Raw genomic sequence first — 18,432 nt, 5'->3', positions numbered from 1 at the left:
TTGATCGAGGAGGCCGCACTGCACCAGCACACGAGTGTCGCCGACCCCGATCAGCTGACCGAGGCGGCCGAGCTCTACCACACCATCGGCCGCCTGCTCCGGCTGCTGCGCCATTCGGGTGACCTGGGTTCGCTCAGTCCGGGCGCGGCATCGGCGCTGGCCTCGGTGGCGCGCGGCGGGCCGATGCGGCTCAGCGATCTGGCCAATATCGAAAGGGTCAGCGCGCCAACCATGTCCCGCATGGTGACGGGCCTGGAGAAGGCGGGCTATATCGTCCGCGAAGCCGATCCGGAGGACGGCCGCGCTCAACTGCTGAGCGCGACCGCCCAGGCGCACAACCTGGTCACCGGCCTCACCTCGGCTCGCATCCAGCGCTTCGCCGCCGCGATGGGCAATCTGGATCAGCCGCAGCGCGAGGCGCTCATGTCATCGCTTGGCACCCTGATCGAAGCATTGGACCAGCAGCCCGACTCGGACTGACCACTCGATCAGCCGGTCGATCGCTGTGAACCGGGGGCTGCGCGTCGCCACCGCCTCCCCGGTACCGCCGCGAACTATGGTGGCCGGGAACCGCCGGTGATCGGATCATCGGGTTGGTGAAGTGGACTGCGTGTCCATACTTCTCGCACCCTCCTCGGTCGCCAAGCCGGGATTCGTCCGATGGCTCGGCGTCCTCGCGGTCATGCTCGGCATCTTCGCGATCGTGACAACCGAGATCCTGCCGATCGGATTGCTCACCGCGATCGGCGCGGATTTCACCGTGTCCGATGGCATGGCCGGGCTGATGATGACCATGCCCGGCCTGCTCGCCGCGATCTCGGCCCCGGTGGTCAGCGTCGCGGGAGCGCGGGTCGACCGCAAACGCCTGTTCATCGTCTGCACCCTCCTGCTGGTGGCGGCCAATCTGATCGCGGCCGTCGCCCCGGCGTTCTGGATGGTGCTGGCTTCTCGGGTGCTGCTCGGAATCACCATCGGCGGATACTGGTCCATCGCAGCGGGATTGGCGAGCAGGCTGGTGCCGCCGGAAGCCGCGGCGCGGGCGACAGCGGTGATCTTCGCCGCGGTGCCGCTGGGTTCGGTACTGGGAGTCCCGGTGGGGACGTTCATAGGAGATATCGCCGGATGGCGAGCCGCGTTCGTGGTGCTGGCCATCCTGTCGGCGGCGGTGCTCGCACTGCTCGCCTTCGCGGTACCCGCACTACCCGCGCATCAGGAACTCGGCTGGTCGACACTCCGCACGGGCCTGACCGCCGCAGGCACCCGATTCGCCCTCCTCGCAACGCTTCTCATCGTCACAGCCCAATTCGGGACCTACACCTATGTGACCCCCTTCCTCGAACAGGTCACCGGCGTCGGCAACGTCACCGCACTGCTGCTCATCTACGGAATCGCGGGCATCGCCGGAAACTTCCTGGGCGGCAACCTGGTCGGCCGCAGTCCACGCGCCGCACTCGGAGCAGCCGCGACCCTGATGGCGGCCGCCCTATTACTCCTGCCGGTATTCGGCCACCGGGAATTCGCCGCCGCAGCCCTGCTGACCGTCTGGGGTATCGGATACGGCGGCATCCCCGTCATCCTCCAAACCTGGTTCGCCGCCGCAGTTCCCGACCACGCCGAGGTCTCCTCAACCCTGTTCACCGCCTCATTCCAAGCCACCTTCTGCGCCGGAGCCCTAGCAGGCGGCCTACTCCTCGATCGCACCTCCCCATCAACCGTCCTGGTCTGCGGCGGTGCCATCGCAATTGCAGTACTGGTCATTTGCCTTTCTGATTTGTCCGAAAAGCTGGCCCATTAGCGACGATTCGTGCCATAAAGATCAGCCAATTCCTGGAACGCGTGTTGGAGTTCAAGCGCCGGTTCATAATTGGCACCATTGATCGATCCCACTGCAAGGGAGGGTCGGCCCTTGCCGGATAGTGAATCGAGGGTGCCATGTCGAATCCTCAACAACCCCCGCCCCCGCCTCCGGGTGGTCAGCCCATGTACGGGCAGGGGTATCCCGCTCCGCCGCCGCGAAAACGAAAGATATGGCCGTGGGTGCTGCTCGGGGTAATAGTCCTGTTCTTCGGCGGGTGTGTCGCGATTTTCAGCACGGCGGCGCACGAAGTGTCGAAGAGCGAGGATAAGCGCACGTCGGCGGCCGCGGCGGGGTCGGAGGTGCGTGACGGTAAGTTCGCCTTCATTGTCACTTCGGTGGATCCGGCCGTTGCGGCGTTGGGCGACAATGAGATTCTGCGCAAGACGGCGCAGGGTGAGTACGTCGTGGTGCACGTTGATATCACCAATACCGGAGACAAAGCGCAGAGCTACTTCGGCGATAACCAGAAACTGATCGACGATCAGGGAAAGCAGTACAGCAATGACACGGCCGCGGAGTTGGCCGTGAATACGAGCCTCACGGCGGAAATCAATCCGGGGAACAAGTTATCGGTGTCGATCCCGTTCGATGTGCCGAAGGGGACGGTTCCGGCGGCCATCGAACTGCACGACTCGGCGTTCTCGGGTGGGGCGCGGGTGGCGCTCAAATAGAGTGGTGCACAACGCTTCGGCCGGTTCCGTGGAACCGGCCGAATTGCGTTGGTCGGTGTCAGGCGTTGTCGTACGCGTCCTGCAGGGCCTTGAGGTCGATCTTGGTCATGGTCCGCATCACGGCGTTGACGGCCATCATGCGGGAGGGTTCGGCTCCGCTCAGCAGGGCGGGCAGGCCCGAGGGGACGATCTGCCAGGAGAAGCCGTACTTATCGGTGAGCCAGCCGCACGGGCCGGGCTCGCCGTCGGCGGTGAAGGCGGCCCACAGGCGGTCGACCTCGTCCTGGCCGTCGACGACGACCTGGAGGGAGGCGGCGTCGGTGAAGGTGTGGCCCGGGCCGCCGTTGAGCAGCGTCAGCGCGTGCCCGGCGAGTTCGAGGGTGACGACGAAGGCCGTGCCGTCGGGGCCACGGGAGATATCGGTGATGCGGGAGTCCGCGACGAGGCCGGTGTAGAACTCGGCGGCCTCCTCGGCCTGGTTGTCGAACCAGAGGAAGGTGTTGACGGTGGTGGTCATGATGGGCTCCTGGGGTGTTGGTGAGCTTGTTTCACCTACAGGTCGGAGCCAATCACGTCCCCTCGACGTATCTCCGGACATTTCTCGAAAACTTTTTTCGCGTCCCGAGTCACTGCTTGTAGGTGGCCAGGAAGCGGCCGATGCGCTCGATGATCGCCTCCAGGTCATCGGCGTACGGGAGGGTGACGATGCGGAAGTGATCGGGGCGCGGCCAGTTGAAGCCGGTGCCCTGCACGATGTGGATCTTCTCCTGTAGCAGCAGGTCCAGCACGAACTGCTCGTCATCGTGGATCGGATACATATCGAGGTCGATGCGCGGGAACGCGTACAGCGCGCCCTTGGCCTTCACGCATGAGACGCCAGGGATCGTATTGAGCGCCTCCCAGGCCCGGTCACGCTGTTCGCGCAGGCGGCCACCGGGCAGGGTGAGGTCGTAGATGCTCTGATGTCCGCCGAGCGCGGCCTGAATCGCCTGCTGCGCAGGCACATTCGCGCACAACCGCAGACCCGCGAGCATGGTCAGACCCTCGAGATAGTTCTGTGCGTGCTCGATCGGACCGGAGACCACCAGCCAGCCGGAGCGGAATCCGGCCGCGCGGTAGGACTTCGACAGTCCGGAGAAGGTCAGCACCAGCAGATCGGGAGCGAGTGAGGCGGTCGCGGTGTGCTGCAGATCGTCGTAGAGGATCTTGTCGTAGATCTCATCGGAGAACACTACGAGGTTGTGCCGCCGCGCGACCTCGAGCACCTCGCGCACCACCTCGGGCGAATAGACCGCTCCCGTCGGATTATTGGGGTTGATCAGCACGATAGCGCGGGTGCGATCGGTGACCTTGGATTCGATATCCGCCACATCCGGGAACCAGTCCGAACCCTCATCGCAGATGTAGTGCACGGGCTTACCGCCGTTGAGCGCGGTGGCGGCGGTCCAGAGCGGGAAATCCGGTGCTGGAACGAGGACTTCGTCACCGTTCTCCAGCAGTGTGGTCATTGCCATCATGATGAGTTCGGAGACGCCGTTGCCGAGGAACACCTCTTCGACGTCGACCCCGGTCACCCCGAGCGTCTGGTAGTACTGCACCACCGCGCGCCGCGCCGAGAGCAGCCCTTTCGATGACGAGTAGCCGCTGGACACCGGCAGGTTCCGCACCATGTCATGCAGCAGTTCAGCGGGTGCCTCGAACCCGAACGGCAGCGGGTTGCCGGTATTGAGTTTCACCACATGATGACCCTCCGCCTCCAGCCGTGCCGCATGCTCAGCCACCGGCCCGCGGATCTCATACGACACACCCGACAGCTTGCTCGACTGCTTGACCTGCATGGAAGTCCCTTCTGAATGCGCTTGCGGCATACCTTACTTGGAATTTCCAAGTTTGCACTTTGTTTTTCCAAGTTAGAAGTTACAGTAGATCCGTGCCCCGCCGAAGCTACGACCACTACTGCGCCGTCAGCCGCGCCCTCGACATAGTCGGCGACCGCTGGAACCTCCTGATCGTCCGCGAACTCTGCTCCGGCCCCCGCCGCTACAGCGACCTGTTCGCCGACCTCCCCGGCATCAGCACCGACGTCCTCGCCGCCCGCCTCAAGGAACTCGAACGCGACGACATCCTCACCCGCAACAAGGTCGGCCCCCGCGCGGCCACCGCAGTGTACGAACTGACGTCGGCGGGCGCGGCCCTGCGCCCAGCGCTGGACGCGCTGTCCTCATGGGGCACCGAACATCTCGGCGAGCGCCGTCCTACCGATGCGGTCCGTGCACATTGGTTCGCACTGCCACTGGGACGCGCTGTCGCCCAAGTACTTCCACAGGGCACCGCCACCGTCCATATCGGTGAGACCACCCTGCACTACGTCATTACCGAGAACGGCATCACCCACCACGACGGCCCAGCCGTCGCATCCGATCTCGAACTCCGGTTAGACCTGCCCACCGCCACCGAGGTGGCGACAGGAGCACGCGTGCTCCCGACGCCCGACTCGTCAGCCGTGTAGATACCGAACCAGGTGTTCGCGTTCGGTTTCGAGTTCGGAGATTTGGCTTTTCACCACGTCGCCGATGCTGACGATGCCGACCATGCGGCCGTCCTGCAGGACCGGTAGGTGCCGGACTCGGTGTTGGGTCATGGTCTTGTTCAATGACTCCACGCGGTCGTCGGGGGAACAGGTGTGGACGACCGCGGTCATGATTTCCGAGACCGGACGCTCGAGTAGGTCCGCGCCGACGGTGTGCAGGCGGCGGACGACATCGCGTTCGGAGGCGATGCCGACGATGTGTTCACCATCGTCGGACACCACGACCGCGCCGACGTTATTCTCTGCCAGCACTCTGATCAGGTCCCGCACTGTCGCATCCGGTGCAACTGTGACCACATCGGGTCCCTTGCGACGCAGGATCTCGGAGATTCGCATATGCCACCGCCAATTGCTCGAACCATCGATGCCTATCAGGATGGCGCGTTCGCGAGCGAGTGAACAGCAACGTTTTGTGCGTCGAAACCTAACTGGCAGACAGTGCATCCAGCGCGGCCTCGACGGCGCGATGGAATGTGGGATAGGCGAAGATCATTCGGCGGAAAACGCTGGTCGGCACCTTCGCATGCACTGCCAGCGTCAAGACGGCGAGAACTTCGCCGCCGTCAGGGCCCACTGACGTGGCACCCACCAGGATGCCGCGATCGGCGTCCTCGACGAGTTTGATGAAACCCGCATTGCCGGTCTTGTGCAGCCAGCCGCGGGTGGAATTCGGGAGTTCGGTGAAACCGGTGCGGACATTCAGACCGGCTTTGCGCGCCTGCGCCTCGGTCATGCCGACACCGCCGATCTCCGGATCGGTGAAGGTGACATGCGAGACCGCGTGGTACTCGGCGGTCTCATCGGAGTCGCCGAGGATATCGCCCGCCGCGATGCGGGAGTGGTACATGGACATATGTGTGAAAGCGCCGTGACCGACCACATCGCCGATGGCCCAGACACCGGGAGCCGCGCGCAGGCGCTCATCCACGGTGATACTGCGGGCCGACTCATCCAGGCCGACGGCTCCGATGCCCAAGGCGGACAAATCGATTCGGCGGCCGGTGGCGATCAGCAGCTGCTGCGCGCGAACCGGATCGCCACTGTCGAGTTCGACCGTGAACTGCGAACCGTCATGACTCACCGCCGTGCCGTGCCCACTGCGGACCGCGATGCCCTCGGCGTCGAAGACCTTCGCCAGCAACTCCCCCGCTTCCGGTTCGTTCTGCGGCACCAGATGACTGGCGATCACGGTGACCTTCGCACCGAAGCGCGAGAACACCTGCGCGAACTCCACACCCACCGGACCGCCGCCCATCACGATGAGCGATTCGGGCACCTCGGTGACCGCGACGGCCTCACGATTGGTCCAGTACGGGGTCTCGGCCAGACCGGGCAACGCCGGAACCTGCGGCGAGGTACCGGGATTCAGTACGATGCCCCGGCTCGCCCGGAAGACGCGATCGCCATCGGAGGTCGCGACGGTGACCTCACCGGGTGCGCTGATCCGCCCCCAGCCGCGCACGAAGTGCCCTCCGGCCTTCTCGAATTTCACCACCGCGGCGGTATCGTCCCAATTGTCGGTGATCTCATCGCGAATCCGCGCGGCCACCGGAGCCCAATCCGGTGTCACCACAGCCGATCCCGCGAGCTCGCCCACCCGCCGCGCCTCCGCCAGCGCCCCGGCCGCACGCACCATCGCCTTGGTGGGCACGCACGCGTAGTACGGGCACTCACCGCCGACCAGTCGCCCGTCGACACCGATGACATTGAGTCCGGCATGCGCCAGCCGGGTCGCCAGATCCTCACCGCCCGGCCCCATTCCGATCACGACTACATCCACGGCTTCGGCAGGCATGGCTCCTCTTTCGTTCGGCGGCGGTCCCGTCCGACGTTAATGTGCCGCCGCACATGACAACACCCGCCCCGCCGACTCGTCCCGGTCCGGTAATACTTCGGCGCGGCCGCCCAATCCGCCGGAGTTTCGCCGCGACGCGCGGAGGGATTCCGGCGAACCTGCCACCAGCGGTCATACCTAACCCGTACCATCCGGTGCGTGGCCGAACCGAAGCGTCCCGCCGCGTTGCGGGTTCTCGTATACAGCAGTGACGCCGATACTCGGAGGCAGGTGATGCTGGCTCTGGGTAGACGCCCGCATCCGGAATTGCCCCCGATCGAGTATCTCGAGGTGGCCACCGGTCCGATTGTCATCGAGCGCATGGATGCGCGTGAGCTCGATTTGGCCATTCTGGACGGCGAATCCGCGCCGACCGGTGGTCTGGGCCTGGCCAAACAGTTGAAGGACGAGATCGCGGACTGCCCGCCGATCGTGGTCCTGACCGGCCGACCGGATGATGTGTGGCTGGCGAACTGGTCGCGTGCGGAGGCCGCGGTCTCGCATCCGCTCGATCCGATCCGGTTGACCGACGCCGTGCTCGGCGTACTCAGGAACCGTTCCGCGGCCTGATCTTTCCGCTCCCCGTCACCTGGGGAAATCTATGTCACGTGACATTCGCGATTCCGTCGAATCGGTCATGAAAGACCGTTCCGAATTCGATCAAACACCGTCGCGAAACGTCATGTATGTTCTCGTCTGAGTTGTAGGCTGTGCCGTAGCTCACACGAGCGCGGGCCCCGGTATCAATGAAGCCGCCGCGTCAGTCCCCCGAAGTCCGCGCCCTCGACGAGTGGTGCCCTGGTGTGACTGGCCCGGCGGACAACGATGTCAGCCCGCCTCGGCAGCTGCCGTCCACACGCGTCAGTCCGCAGGAGGGGTAGTGCTGTTGTGAATATCGAGGTGCCGACGCTTGTCCTCGGCGCGGTAGCCGCCGCGTTCGGGGTGTTCTCAGTTCTGCTTGCGGCCATGATCGGCCCCAAGCGCTATAACCGCGCCAAACTCGAAGCGTATGAGTGCGGTATCGAGCCGACCCCGCACGCCGTCGGTGGCGGTCCAGGAAATGGTGCGGGACAACGCTTTCCGGTGAAGTACTACCTCACCGCCATGTTGTTCATCATCTTCGACATCGAAATCGTCTTCCTCTACCCGTGGGCGGTGCATTTCGATTCGCTCGGCCTGTTCGGGCTGGCGGCGATGGCGCTGTTCATCTTCAACGTCTCGGTGGCCTACGCCTACGAGTGGAGGCGAGGCGGGCTCAGCTGGGACTGAGCCGCACACAGGGGATTCCAACCAGAACAGCCTGCCCCGTGCGGGGTGTTCCGATCCGGGAGATGTAGTTCGACATGGGTCTCGAGGAGAAACTGCCCAGCGGATTCCTGCTGAGCACGGTGGAAGATTTGGCCGGCTATCTGCGCAAGAGCTCGCTGTGGCCCGCGACATTCGGCTTGGCCTGCTGCGCGATCGAGATGATGGCAACGGGCGGTGGGCGTTTCGATATCGCCCGCTTCGGTATGGAGGCGTTCCGCGCCTCGCCGCGCCAGGCCGACCTGATGATCGTCGCCGGACGGGTGAGCCAGAAGATGGCCCCCGTCCTGCGCCAGGTCTACGACCAGATGACCGAACCGAAATGGGTGCTGGCCATGGGTGTTTGCGCATCCTCGGGCGGCATGTTCAACAATTACGCCGTCGTGCAGGGTGTGGATCACATCGTGCCGGTGGACATCTACCTGCCCGGCTGCCCGCCGCGCCCGGAGATGCTGTTGAACGCGATCCTGAAGCTGCACGAGAAGATTCAGGAGATGCCGCTCGGCGTCAATCGTGAGGAAGCCGTGCGCGCCGCCGAGGCCGCCGCCCTCGCCAGCCCCACCACCATTCAGATGAAGGGGCTGTTGCGATGACGTTCGATGCGCCGACCGGCACGGAAAGCCCTCCGGAGGACGCCGTGAAACCTGGCGATGCTACCCCGCAGCCGGACGAAACCCAGAGCGCCGCAACCGAACCCGCACAGGCTCCGGCCGATGAGGTGATCGGCACGCGCAAGGGCATGTTCGGTGTCACCGGCACCGGCGACACCTCCGGCTACGGCCGCCTGGTGCGCACGGTCAGCCTGCCCGGCGGCAGCGCGCCGCCCTACGGTGGTTACTTCGACGAGCTGGTCGCCGTGCTGCACGACGCGCTCGCCGATACCGGCAGCACATTCGAGGACGCCATCGAGAAGATCGTGGTCTTCCGCGATGAACTCACCCTGCACGTGCGGCGCGAGCATCTGCCCGCGGTGGCGCTCACCCTGCGCAATCACGAGGCGCTGCGCTTCGAATTGTGCCTGGGCGTGAACGGCGCGCACTTCCCCGATGACACCGGACGTGAATTGCACGCGGTGTACCACCTGAACTCCATCACGCACAATCGCCGTGTGCGGCTGGAGGTTTCGGTGCCGGACGCCGATCCGCACCTGCCCTCGCTCTACTCCGTGTACCCCACCACGGATTGGCACGAGCGCGAGACCTATGACTTCTTCGGCATCCTGTTCGACGGCCACCCGTCGCTGACCAGGATTTCGATGCCCGACGACTGGCGCGGTCACCCCCAGCGCAAGGACTACCCGCTGGGCGGGATCCCGGTCGAGTACAAGGGTGCGCGCATCCCGCCGCCCGACGAGCGGAGGGCGTACTCCTAATGCACGACACCGATATCGAGTCCCGTCCCGAGACCGGCGAGCGCCCCGAGCGCGTCATCACGGTCGGCGGCAATGACTGGGACGAAATCTCCGCTGCCCTGGACGGGGCCGCCGAGGAACGCATAGTCGTGAATATGGGCCCACAGCACCCCAGTACACACGGGGTGCTGCGCCTGATTCTGGAGATCGAGGGCGAGACGGTCACCGAGGCCCGCTGCGGTATCGGCTACCTGCACACCGGCATCGAGAAGAATCTCGAATACCGCAGCTGGGTGCAGGGCGTCACCTTCGTCACGCGCATGGACTATCTGTCGCCGTTCTTCAATGAGACGGCGTACTGCCTGGGCGTGGAGAAGCTGCTCGGCATCACCGACGATATTCCCGAGCGCGCCAGCGTCATTCGCGTCATGCTCATGGAACTCAACCGCATCTCCTCGCATCTGGTGGCGCTCGCCACCGGCGGTATGGAGCTGGGCGCGCTCACGCCCATGCTGTTCGGCTTCCGCGAGCGCGAACTGATCCTGGATGTCTTCGAGAACATCACCGGTCTGCGCATGAATCACGCGTATGTCCGGCCCGGCGGCGTCTCGCAGGACCTGCCCGAGGACGGCGTGTCCAAGGTGCGCGAGCTGCTGGCCCTGCTGCCGAAGCGCCTGCGGGATATGGAACTGCTGCTCAATGAGAACCCCATCTGGAAGGCCCGCACCCGCAATGTCGGCGTGCTGGATCTGACCGGCTGTATGGCGCTGGGCATCACCGGCCCGGTGCTGCGCTCGACCGGACTCCCCCACGATCTGCGCAAGGCCCAGCCGTACTGCGGTTACGAGACATACGAATTCGATGTCCAGACCGATACCGGCTGCGACTGCTACGGCCGCTACCTCATCCGCGTCAATGAGATGAAGGAATCGCTCAAGATCGTCGAGCAGTGCCTGGACAAGCTGCGACCGGGCCCGATCATGGTGGCGGACAAGAAGATCGCATGGCCTGCCGATCTGCAACTGGGGCCGGACGGCCTCGGCAATTCGCCGCAGCACATCGGCAAGATCATGGGCACCTCCATGGAAGCGCTGATCCACCACTTCAAACTGGTGACCGAGGGGCTGCGCATTCCACCCGGCCAGGTGTACACGGCGGTCGAATCACCGCGCGGTGAGCTCGGCGTGCACATGATCAGCGACGGCGGCACCCGGCCGTACCGGGTGCACTACCGCGACCCTTCCTTCACGAATCTGCAAGCGGTGGCGGCGATGTGCGAAGGCGGCCTGGTCGCCGACGTCATCGCCTCGGTGGCCAGTATCGATCCGGTTATGGGCGGTGTAGACCGATGACAGAGATTCTGCTCAATCTGACCGTGCGCCCCATCCCGTATCCGCAGGAGGTGCACGACCGGCTCCAGTTGGAGGCCAAGGAGATCATCGCGCGGTATCCGCATCCGCGTTCGGCACTGCTGCCCCTTTTGCATCTCGTGCAATCGGTGGAGAGCTATGTCTCGGGCACCGGCATCGAATTCTGTGCCGAGCAGCTGGGATTGACCGATGCCGAGGTGACCGCGGTCGCCACGTTCTACTCCATGTACCGGCGCGGGCGCACCGGCGATTACCACGTCGGGGTGTGCACCAACACGCTGTGCGCGGTCATGGGCGGCGATGAGATCTTCTCGGAACTGAAGCAGCACTTGGGCGTCAAGCACGGGGAGACCACCGCCGACGGCGCGGTCACCCTGGAGCACATCGAGTGCAACGCGGCGTGCGATTACGCACCCGTTGTCATGGTGAATTGGGAGTTCTTCGACAACCAGACGCCGGAATCGGCTCGCGGCCTGGTGGATTCGCTGCGCAAGGGCGATCAGGTGACGGGTTCGCGCAGCGGTATCCCGCTGTGCACCTTCCGAGAGACCGCCCGCATTCTCGCGGGCTATCCGGACGCGCGCCCCGGTGCGACCGATGGCGCACCAGGACCCGCCACGCTCGCGGGTCTGCATGCGGCCGAACAGGATTCGAACGGAGGCGGCAAGTGACGCAGACCCAGGCCGCCCCGCGCGGACTGACCCCGGTGCTGTCCAAGTACTGGGGCGAACCCGATTCCTGGACCCTGGCGGCATATCGCAGCCAGGGCGGCTATCGCGGCCTGCCCAAGGCGCTGCGCATGCAGCCCGACGAGGTCATCGCTACCGTCAAGGACTCCGGTCTGCGCGGGCGTGGCGGTGCGGGCTTCCCGACCGGTATGAAATGGGGTTTCATCCCGCAGGGCCCCGGCCCGGACGGGGTGACCAAACCGCACTACCTGGTGGTCAACGCCGATGAGTCGGAACCGGGTACCTGCAAGGACATTCCGCTCATGCTGGCGAGTCCGCACACCCTCGTCGAGGGCGTGATCATCGCCTCCTACGCGATTCGCGCCTCGCACGCGTTCATCTACGTGCGCGGTGAGGTCGTGACGGTGCTGCGACGTTTGCAGGCGGCCGTCGAACAGGCTTATGCCGCAGGGTATCTCGGCGAGAACATCCAGGGCTCGGGCTACAACCTCGATATCGTCGTGCACGCCGGTGCGGGCGCGTACATCTGCGGTGAGGAAACCGCGCTGCTGGATTCCCTGGAAGGCCGTCGCGGTCAGCCGCGCCTGCGTCCGCCGTTCCCGGCCGTGGCGGGTCTGTACGCCTGCCCGACCGTGGTCAACAATGTGGAATCCATTGCGTCCGTGCCGTCCATCCTCGCCAATGGCGTGGATTGGTTCCGGTCCTTCGGCAGTGAGAAGTCGCCGGGGTTCACCCTCTACTCGCTCTCGGGTCACGTGACGCGACCGGGGCAGTATGAAGCGGCCCTGGGAATCACGCTGCGCGAGTTGCTGACTCACGCCGGAGGCGTGCGCGCGGGCCACACGTTGAAGTTCTGGACCCCGGGCGGCTCGTCCACCCCGATCTTCACCGACGAGCACCTCGATGTCCCCCTCGACTACGAGGGCGTCGCCGCGGCGGGTTCGATGCTCGGCACCAAGGCATTGCAGATCTTCGACGACACCACCTGTGTGGTGCGCGCCGTACTGCGCTGGACCGAGTTCTACGCCCACGAATCCTGCGGTAAATGCACCCCCTGCCGCGAGGGCACCTACTGGCTGGTCCAGCTGCTCGAACGCCTGGAGAAGGGCACCGGTCACGAGACCGATCTGGACAAGCTCATGGATATCGCCGACAACATCAACGGCAAATCCTTCTGCGCCCTCGGCGACGGTGCGGCGAGCCCGATCTTCTCCTCTCTCAAGTACTTCCGCGATGAGTACGTCGAGCACATCCGCCTCGGCGCATGCCCGTTCGACCCAGCCCGGTCCACCGCCTGGGCTGAAGGAGTGCGATGACCGCGATAGCCAATTCCAATGCCAGCGGAGTCACGCCGACCGATATGGTGAGCGTGATCATCGACGGCACAACGGTTTCCGTTCCGGCGGGGACGCTGGTGATCCGTGCGGCCGAGTTGATCGGCGTGCAGATTCCGCGTTTCTGCGATCACCCGCTGCTCGATCCGGTCGGCGCGTGCCGCCAGTGTCTGGTGGAGGTCGAAGGCCAGCGCAAACCGGTCGCCTCCTGCACCCAGACGGTGGCCGAGGGCATGGTGATCCACACCCAGATGTCCTCCCCCGCCGCCGAGAAGGCGCAGGAGGGCGTGATGGAGCTGCTGCTCATCAATCACCCCCTGGACTGCCCGGTCTGCGATAAGGGCGGCGAATGCCCGCTGCAGAACCAGGCCATGTCCACCGGACGGGCCGAATCGCGATTCGACGGGGAGAAGCGGACCTATCCCAAGCCGATTCCGCTGTCCTCGGCGATTCTGCTGGATCGTGAGCGCTGTGTGCTGTGCGCGCGGTGCACCCGGTTCTCGCAGCAGGTCGCCGGTGACCCGTTCATCGAATTGATGGATCGCGGTGCGCTGCAACAGGTCGGAATCGCCGCCGGGGAGCCGATGGACTCCTACTTCTCCGGCAATACCGTGCAGATCTGCCCGGTGGGCGCGCTCACCGGCAGCACCTATCGATTCCGGGCGCGGCCCTTCGATCTGGTGTCCAGCCCGGCGGTGTGCGAGCACTGCGCCTCGGGGTGCGCCCAGCGCACCGATCATCGGCGCGGAAAGGTCATGCGCCGCTTGGCCGGTGACGATCCGCAGGTCAATGAGGAATGGAACTGCGATAAGGGCCGGTTCGCCTTCCAGTACGCGACCGAGCGGGATCGGCTCACTACCCCGCTGGTGCGCACCTGGGACGGCACCCTGCAACCCGCCTCGTGGTCCGAGGCCATCGCGCACGCCGCGCGCGGCCTGGCCGCGGCGCGCGGCAACGCGGGCGTGCTGGTCGGCGGGCGCGTGACACTGGAGGACGCGTACGCGTACTCCAAGTTCGCGCGAGTCGGCTTGGCTACCAACGATATCGACTTCCGATCCCGGGAACATTCGGCGGAGGAGGCGGATTTCCTCGCGGCACGTGTTGCCGGACAGGGCATCACCGTCGACTATGCCGCGCTGGAGCGTGCTCCGATCGTATTGCTCATCGGCTTCGAGGCCGAAGAGGAATCGCCGATGGTTTACCTGCGATTGCGCAAGGCCGCCCGCAAGAACGGCACCGAGGTCTATTCGCTCGCGCCGTACACCACGCGCGGACTGCAGCGCATGAACGGCACGCTGCTGCCGGCCACTCCCGGCGAGGAACCGCATCTGCTGGAGGCGATTCGGACCGGCGAAACCGATTCCGTCGCAGTGGCTCCCGGACATCTGCACCACATCGCCACCATGTTGCGCGAGCCCGATGCGCTCATCCTGGTCGGTGAGCGGCTCGGCGGAATTCCCGGTGGCGTATCGGCCGCCGCCCGCCTGGCCGATGACACCGGGGCTGCACTGGCGTGGATTCCGCGCCGCGCGGGTGAACGTGGCGCACTGGAAGCGGGCGCGCTGCCCGTGCTGCTTCCGGGCGGACGCCCGGTCGCGGATCCCGTTGCGCGGCACCAGCTCATCGACGCCTGGGGCGTGGACGAACTGCCCATGAACCCGGGTCGCGATACCGCCGCCATCCTGGCCGCCGCACCGACGCTGGGCGCACTGCTCATCGGCGGCGTCGAGGTCGGCGATATGCCCGATCCGCATGCCGCGCTGGCCGCCATCGACGCCGCGAGTTTCGTTGTGAGCCTGGAACTTCGGGCCAGCGATATCAGCGAGCGCGCCGATGTGGTGTTCCCGGTGGCCTCGGCCATGGAGAAGGCGGGCACCTTCCTCACCTGGGAGGGCAGGCACCGGCAATTCGATGCCGCGCTGCGTGATTCGACCGTGCGCCGCGAGGCCGCGCCCATGCCCGAACACCGGGTGCTGGACGCCATCGCGCAGGAGATGGGCATTCGCCTGGGCCTGCCCGATGTCTCCAGTGCGCGTGCGGAATTGGCGGATCTGGGCGCGTGGGACGGTCCGGCCGCCGCGACGCCCACCCATCGCCCGCAGCCGATCGCCCAGACCACCTCGGGCACCGCGATCCTGTCCGCGTGGCGCATGCTCATCGATCGCGGTCGATTGCAGGACGGGGAACCGAACCTGGCGGGCACCGCCCGGACGCCGGTGGTGCGGCTCTCGCATGTCACCGCCGCCGAAATCGGCGCCACCACAGGCGATCCGGTGACGGTCGGCAACGATCACGGCCATATCACCCTCCCGCTGGTCATCACCGACATGCCGGACCGGGTCGTATGGCTGCCCATGAATTCCCCCGGGGCCGATGTGCTGGTGCAGCTCGGCACCACACCCGGCCACCTCGTGCGCATCCGTCGGGAGGACCACCGTGAGTGAGCTCGTATCGATGTGGGCGGCCGCGGGACCCTATGCCGCGGGTCCCGCACCGGCCGCCAACACCCTGAGCGTTTTCGGCCATGATCCGTGGTGGCTGGTGCTGATCAAATCGATCGGCATCTTCGTCTTCCTGCTGCTGATCCCGATGCTCGCGGTGTACGCCGAACGAAAGATCGTGGCGTTCATGCAGATGCGCGTCGGCCCCAACCGGGTCGGCCCGCGCGGATCACTGCAATCGATCGCCGACGGCGTGAAGATGCTCCTCAAAGAGGACATCATCCCGGCCATCGTGGATAAGCCGATCTTCATTCTCGCGCCGATCATTTCGCTGATCCCGGCCGTGATGGCGTTCGCGGTGATCCCGTTCGGCCCCGAAGTGTCCATGTTCGGGCATCGCACGCCGTTGCAGCTGACCGATATGCCGGTGGGTGTGCTCTACATCCTGGCCATGGCCTCGGTGGGCGTATACGGAATCGTGCTGGCGGGCTGGGCTTCCGGGTCCACCTACCCGCTGCTGGGCGGGCTGCGCTCCACCGCGCAGGTGATCTCCTACGAGATCGCCATGGCGCTGTGCTTCGCGGCGGTGTTCCTGCTCTCGGGCTCGATGGCGACCTCGGATATCGTGCGCGCGCAGTTCGGCACCTGGTACGTCTTCCTGCTGCTGCCGTCGTTCCTGATCTACGCGGTGTCCATGGTCGGTGAGACCAACCGCGCGCCCTTCGACCTCCCCGAGGCCGAGGGCGAGCTGGTCGGCGGTTTCCACACCGAGTACTCCTCGCTCAAGTTCGCCATGTTCATGATGGCCGAGTACATCAACATGGCAACGGTTTCCGCACTGGCCACCACGCTGTTCTTCGGCGGCTGGCACGCGCCGTTCCCGATCAGCCTGTGGGCGGGCGCGAACACCGGCTGGTGGCCCATGCTGTGGTTCACCGCCAAGGTGTGGGGCTTCCTGTTCGTCTTCATCTGGCTGCGCGGCACACTGCCTCGCCTGCGCTACGACCAGTTCATGAATCTGGGCTGGAAGCTGCTGATTCCGGTATCGCTGGCGTGGGTCATGTACGTGGCCACGCTGCGGGCGCTGCAGAACGAGGGCATTCACGTCCAGACGCCGGGCATGATCATCGGCGGCATCGTGATCGCGGCACTGCTGCTCGGGCTGGTGCTGAAAGCCGGGCACGCGGGCGACGATCGGAACAAGGCCGCACCGGATGCCGATGCGACAACGGCCTATTCGGACTTCCCGGTCCCGCCGATGCCCGCCGAGGCGAGCGCTCCGGTGCAGAAGCCCGGTCTGCTGGAACCCCTCGGTGGCTTCTACGTCACCGCTGCGACCATGTTCAAGAAGCCGAACACCGAGCTGTACCCGGAGGTCAAGACGCCGACCCAGCCGCGCTATCACGGCCGGCACCAACTCAATCGGCATCCGGACGGCCTGGAGAAGTGCATCGGCTGCGAGCTGTGCGCGTGGGCCTGCCCGGCGGACGCGATCTTCGTCGAAGGCGCGGACAACACCGAGGAAGAGCGCTACTCACCCGGTGAGCGTTACGGCCGCGTCTACCAGATCAACTACCTGCGCTGCATCGGCTGCGGCCTGTGCATCGAGGCGTGCCCGACGCGGGCGCTGACCATGACCAACGAGTACGAGCTGGCCGATGACAATCGCGCCGACCTCATTCTCGAGAAGAAGAATCTGCTCGCGCCGATGGAGCCGGGTATGGCCCCCGCACCGCACGCCATGTACCCGGGTGCGGACGAGGGTTCCTACTACCGCGGTGAAGTCCCCGGTGCGCCAAGCGAACTCGCTGGCGTCGAAGGAGGGAAGAAGTAGTGCTCTCGCTCCTGGCCCAGCCTGCCCCGCAGCTGGTCACGCACACCTCCACCGGTGAGGCCGTGCAGTTCTGGATTCTCTCGGTGATCGCGGTGGTGGGCGCGCTCGGCATGGTGTGCGCCCGCAAGGCCGTGCACTCCGCGCTCTGCCTGGCCGCCACCATGATCACGCTGTCGGCGTTCTACATCGCCGAGAACGCGCTGTTCCTGGGCATCGTGCAGATCGTCGTCTACACCGGCGCGGTCATGATGCTGTTCCTGTTCGTGCTCATGCTGGTCGGCGTCGACTCCTCGGAATCGCTGCGGGAGACCCTGCGTGGGCAGCGCATCGCCGTGCTGATCGTCGGCATCGGCTTCGGCATGCTGGTCATCGCCGCGGTCGCCCGCGGCATGAACGAGACCAGCGTGGCCGAGACCGGACCGGGGCTCGGCGGTAACGATGCCATCGGGGCGCTCGCCGAACTGCTGTTCGTGCGCTACGTATGGGCGTTCGAGCTGACCGGTTCGCTGCTCATCACCGCCACCATCGGCGCGATGGTGCTCGCGCATCGGGAGAAGTTCGGGCCGCGCACCGATCAGCGCACGCTGTCCAAAGAACGCTTCCGGGACGGTAAGCGGGTCACACCGCTGCCGACGCCCGGCGTGTACGCCCGCCACAATGCCGTCGACGCCCCTGCTCGACTGCCGGACGGCTCCTTCGAGGAGCTGTCGGTCAGCAGCATTCTGCGGCATCGCCGCAATCGTGCCCATGAGGAAGCCGTGGTGCGGACCGTCGGCAACGGCAGTGACCACTCGACGAGCGGCAACGGCGGCAACGATTCTCCCGAGGAAGGCTTGCGGTGAACCCGGACAACTATCTGTATCTCTCCGCCCTGCTCTTCACCATCGGCGCCGCCGGAGTCCTGGTGCGGCGCAACGCCATCGTGGTGTTCATGTGCATCGAGCTCATGCTCAATGCGGTCAATCTGGCCTTCGTCACCTTCGCCCGGCTGCACGCCAATCTGGACGGGCAGGTGTTCGCCTTCTTCACCATGGTGGTCGCCGCCGCCGAGGTCGTGGTCGGCCTGGCCATCATCATGACCATCTTCCGTGCCCGCCGCTCGACCTCGGTCGACGATGCGAATCTGCTGCGGTACTGACATGGACACTGCGCAGA

General features: G+C 65.6%; 19 protein-coding genes. 15 read left to right on the top strand and 4 right to left on the bottom strand.

Going from position 1 to position 18,432, the window contains the following annotated elements; all coding sequences use genetic code 11:
* The 3 genes from ACFC4D_RS00185 (at position 1) to ACFC4D_RS00175 (ending at position 2,529) form a co-directional block, all read left to right on the top strand.
* Positions 1-480 carry a MarR family transcriptional regulator gene (locus ACFC4D_RS00185; protein ID WP_364634492.1) on the top strand — a complete coding sequence of 160 codons (480 nt, stop codon included), beginning with the start codon at positions 1-3 and terminating at the stop codon, positions 478-480.
* A gap of 130 nt (positions 481-610) precedes the next feature.
* On the top strand, positions 611-1,795 hold the full coding sequence (locus ACFC4D_RS00180) for an MFS transporter (protein WP_376061012.1): 1,185 nt from the start codon (positions 611-613) through the stop codon (positions 1,793-1,795).
* Positions 1,796-2,106: 311 nt separating this feature from the next.
* Positions 2,107-2,529: a DUF4352 domain-containing protein gene (locus ACFC4D_RS00175; protein ID WP_376061011.1), complete on the top strand. Its 423-nt coding sequence runs from the start codon at positions 2,107-2,109 to the stop codon at positions 2,527-2,529.
* A 58-nt stretch (positions 2,530-2,587) separates the two neighbouring features.
* Here ACFC4D_RS00175 and ACFC4D_RS00170 read toward each other — a convergent pair whose 3' ends face one another.
* Together ACFC4D_RS00170 and ACFC4D_RS00165 are read right to left on the bottom strand one after the other, a co-directional pair.
* Positions 2,588-3,046 (bottom strand): VOC family protein, encoded by a 459-nt coding sequence (locus ACFC4D_RS00170; RefSeq protein ID WP_376061010.1) that lies wholly within the window; start codon positions 3,044-3,046, stop codon positions 2,588-2,590.
* Between the two features lie 109 nt (positions 3,047-3,155).
* On the bottom strand, positions 3,156-4,367 hold the full coding sequence (locus tag ACFC4D_RS00165; RefSeq protein WP_376061009.1) for a pyridoxal phosphate-dependent aminotransferase: 1,212 nt from the start codon (positions 4,365-4,367) through the stop codon (positions 3,156-3,158).
* A gap of 92 nt (positions 4,368-4,459) precedes the next feature.
* Here ACFC4D_RS00165 and ACFC4D_RS00160 point away from each other — a divergent pair, with 92 nt between their 5' ends.
* Complete coding sequence (locus ACFC4D_RS00160) at positions 4,460-5,038, top strand: winged helix-turn-helix transcriptional regulator (protein ID WP_376061008.1); 579 nt, start codon at positions 4,460-4,462, stop codon at positions 5,036-5,038.
* Here the strand turns inward: ACFC4D_RS00160 and ACFC4D_RS00155 are convergent.
* Together ACFC4D_RS00155 and ACFC4D_RS00150 are read right to left on the bottom strand one after the other, a co-directional pair.
* Positions 5,027-5,455, bottom strand: coding sequence for a CBS domain-containing protein (locus ACFC4D_RS00155; RefSeq protein ID WP_376061007.1), 429 nt, complete (start codon positions 5,453-5,455; stop codon positions 5,027-5,029). The genes ACFC4D_RS00160 and ACFC4D_RS00155 overlap by 12 nt on opposite strands.
* An 88-nt stretch (positions 5,456-5,543) precedes the next feature.
* Entirely contained in the window at positions 5,544-6,914 is a 1,371-nt protein-coding gene (locus ACFC4D_RS00150; RefSeq protein ID WP_376061006.1) for a dihydrolipoyl dehydrogenase family protein, read from the bottom strand.
* A 198-nt stretch (positions 6,915-7,112) separates the two neighbouring features.
* Between ACFC4D_RS00150 and ACFC4D_RS00145 the strand changes: the two genes are divergently transcribed.
* From ACFC4D_RS00145 to nuoK, 11 genes are all read left to right on the top strand, one after another.
* The gene (locus ACFC4D_RS00145) at positions 7,113-7,523 is read left to right on the top strand and encodes a hypothetical protein (RefSeq protein ID WP_376061005.1); all 411 of its coding nucleotides are present in this window, start codon (positions 7,113-7,115) and stop codon (positions 7,521-7,523) included.
* 318 nt (positions 7,524-7,841) lie between these two features.
* Positions 7,842-8,222, top strand: a complete 381-nt coding sequence (locus tag ACFC4D_RS00140; RefSeq protein WP_364634516.1) for an NADH-quinone oxidoreductase subunit A — start codon at positions 7,842-7,844, stop codon at positions 8,220-8,222.
* A 74-nt stretch (positions 8,223-8,296) separates the two neighbouring features.
* Positions 8,297-8,851 carry an NADH-quinone oxidoreductase subunit B family protein gene (locus ACFC4D_RS00135; RefSeq protein ID WP_330180717.1) on the top strand — a complete coding sequence of 185 codons (555 nt, stop codon included), beginning with the start codon at positions 8,297-8,299 and terminating at the stop codon, positions 8,849-8,851.
* Positions 8,848-9,630: an NADH-quinone oxidoreductase subunit C gene (locus ACFC4D_RS00130; RefSeq protein ID WP_375967180.1), complete on the top strand. Its 783-nt coding sequence runs from the start codon at positions 8,848-8,850 to the stop codon at positions 9,628-9,630. Before ACFC4D_RS00135 ends, ACFC4D_RS00130 begins: the two co-directional genes overlap by 4 nt.
* Complete coding sequence (gene nuoD, locus ACFC4D_RS00125; protein WP_375967178.1) at positions 9,630-10,961, top strand: NADH dehydrogenase (quinone) subunit D; 1,332 nt, start codon at positions 9,630-9,632, stop codon at positions 10,959-10,961. The genes ACFC4D_RS00130 and nuoD overlap by 1 nt, the downstream gene beginning before the upstream one ends.
* Entirely contained in the window at positions 10,958-11,650 is a 693-nt protein-coding gene (gene nuoE / locus ACFC4D_RS00120; protein WP_376061004.1) for an NADH-quinone oxidoreductase subunit NuoE, read from the top strand. Before nuoD ends, nuoE begins: the two co-directional genes overlap by 4 nt.
* A complete protein-coding gene (gene nuoF / locus ACFC4D_RS00115; protein WP_376061003.1) occupies positions 11,647-12,984 on the top strand; it encodes an NADH-quinone oxidoreductase subunit NuoF in 1,338 nt (445 codons plus the stop codon). Before nuoE ends, nuoF begins: the two co-directional genes overlap by 4 nt.
* Positions 12,981-15,446, top strand: coding sequence for an NADH-quinone oxidoreductase subunit G (locus ACFC4D_RS00110; RefSeq protein WP_376061002.1), 2,466 nt, complete (start codon positions 12,981-12,983; stop codon positions 15,444-15,446). The genes nuoF and ACFC4D_RS00110 overlap by 4 nt, the downstream gene beginning before the upstream one ends.
* Before the next feature lie 10 nt (positions 15,447-15,456).
* The gene (nuoH, locus tag ACFC4D_RS00105; protein WP_364636037.1) at positions 15,457-17,277 is read left to right on the top strand and encodes an NADH-quinone oxidoreductase subunit NuoH; all 1,821 of its coding nucleotides are present in this window, start codon (positions 15,457-15,459) and stop codon (positions 17,275-17,277) included.
* Entirely contained in the window at positions 17,277-18,119 is an 843-nt protein-coding gene (locus ACFC4D_RS00100) for an NADH-quinone oxidoreductase subunit J (protein ID WP_376061001.1), read from the top strand. The genes nuoH and ACFC4D_RS00100 overlap by 1 nt, the downstream gene beginning before the upstream one ends.
* Positions 18,116-18,415, top strand: a complete 300-nt coding sequence (gene nuoK, locus ACFC4D_RS00095) for an NADH-quinone oxidoreductase subunit NuoK (RefSeq protein ID WP_067563639.1) — start codon at positions 18,116-18,118, stop codon at positions 18,413-18,415. The genes ACFC4D_RS00100 and nuoK overlap by 4 nt, the downstream gene beginning before the upstream one ends.
* Positions 18,416-18,432: the final 17 nt, after the last annotated feature.

This window comes from Nocardia sp. NPDC056000 (assembly GCF_042269265.1).
Taxonomy (GTDB): domain Bacteria; phylum Actinomycetota; class Actinomycetes; order Mycobacteriales; family Mycobacteriaceae; genus Nocardia.
Note: the sequence above shows the minus strand (reverse complement) of the source record. Positions and strands in the feature narration are given on the sequence as shown.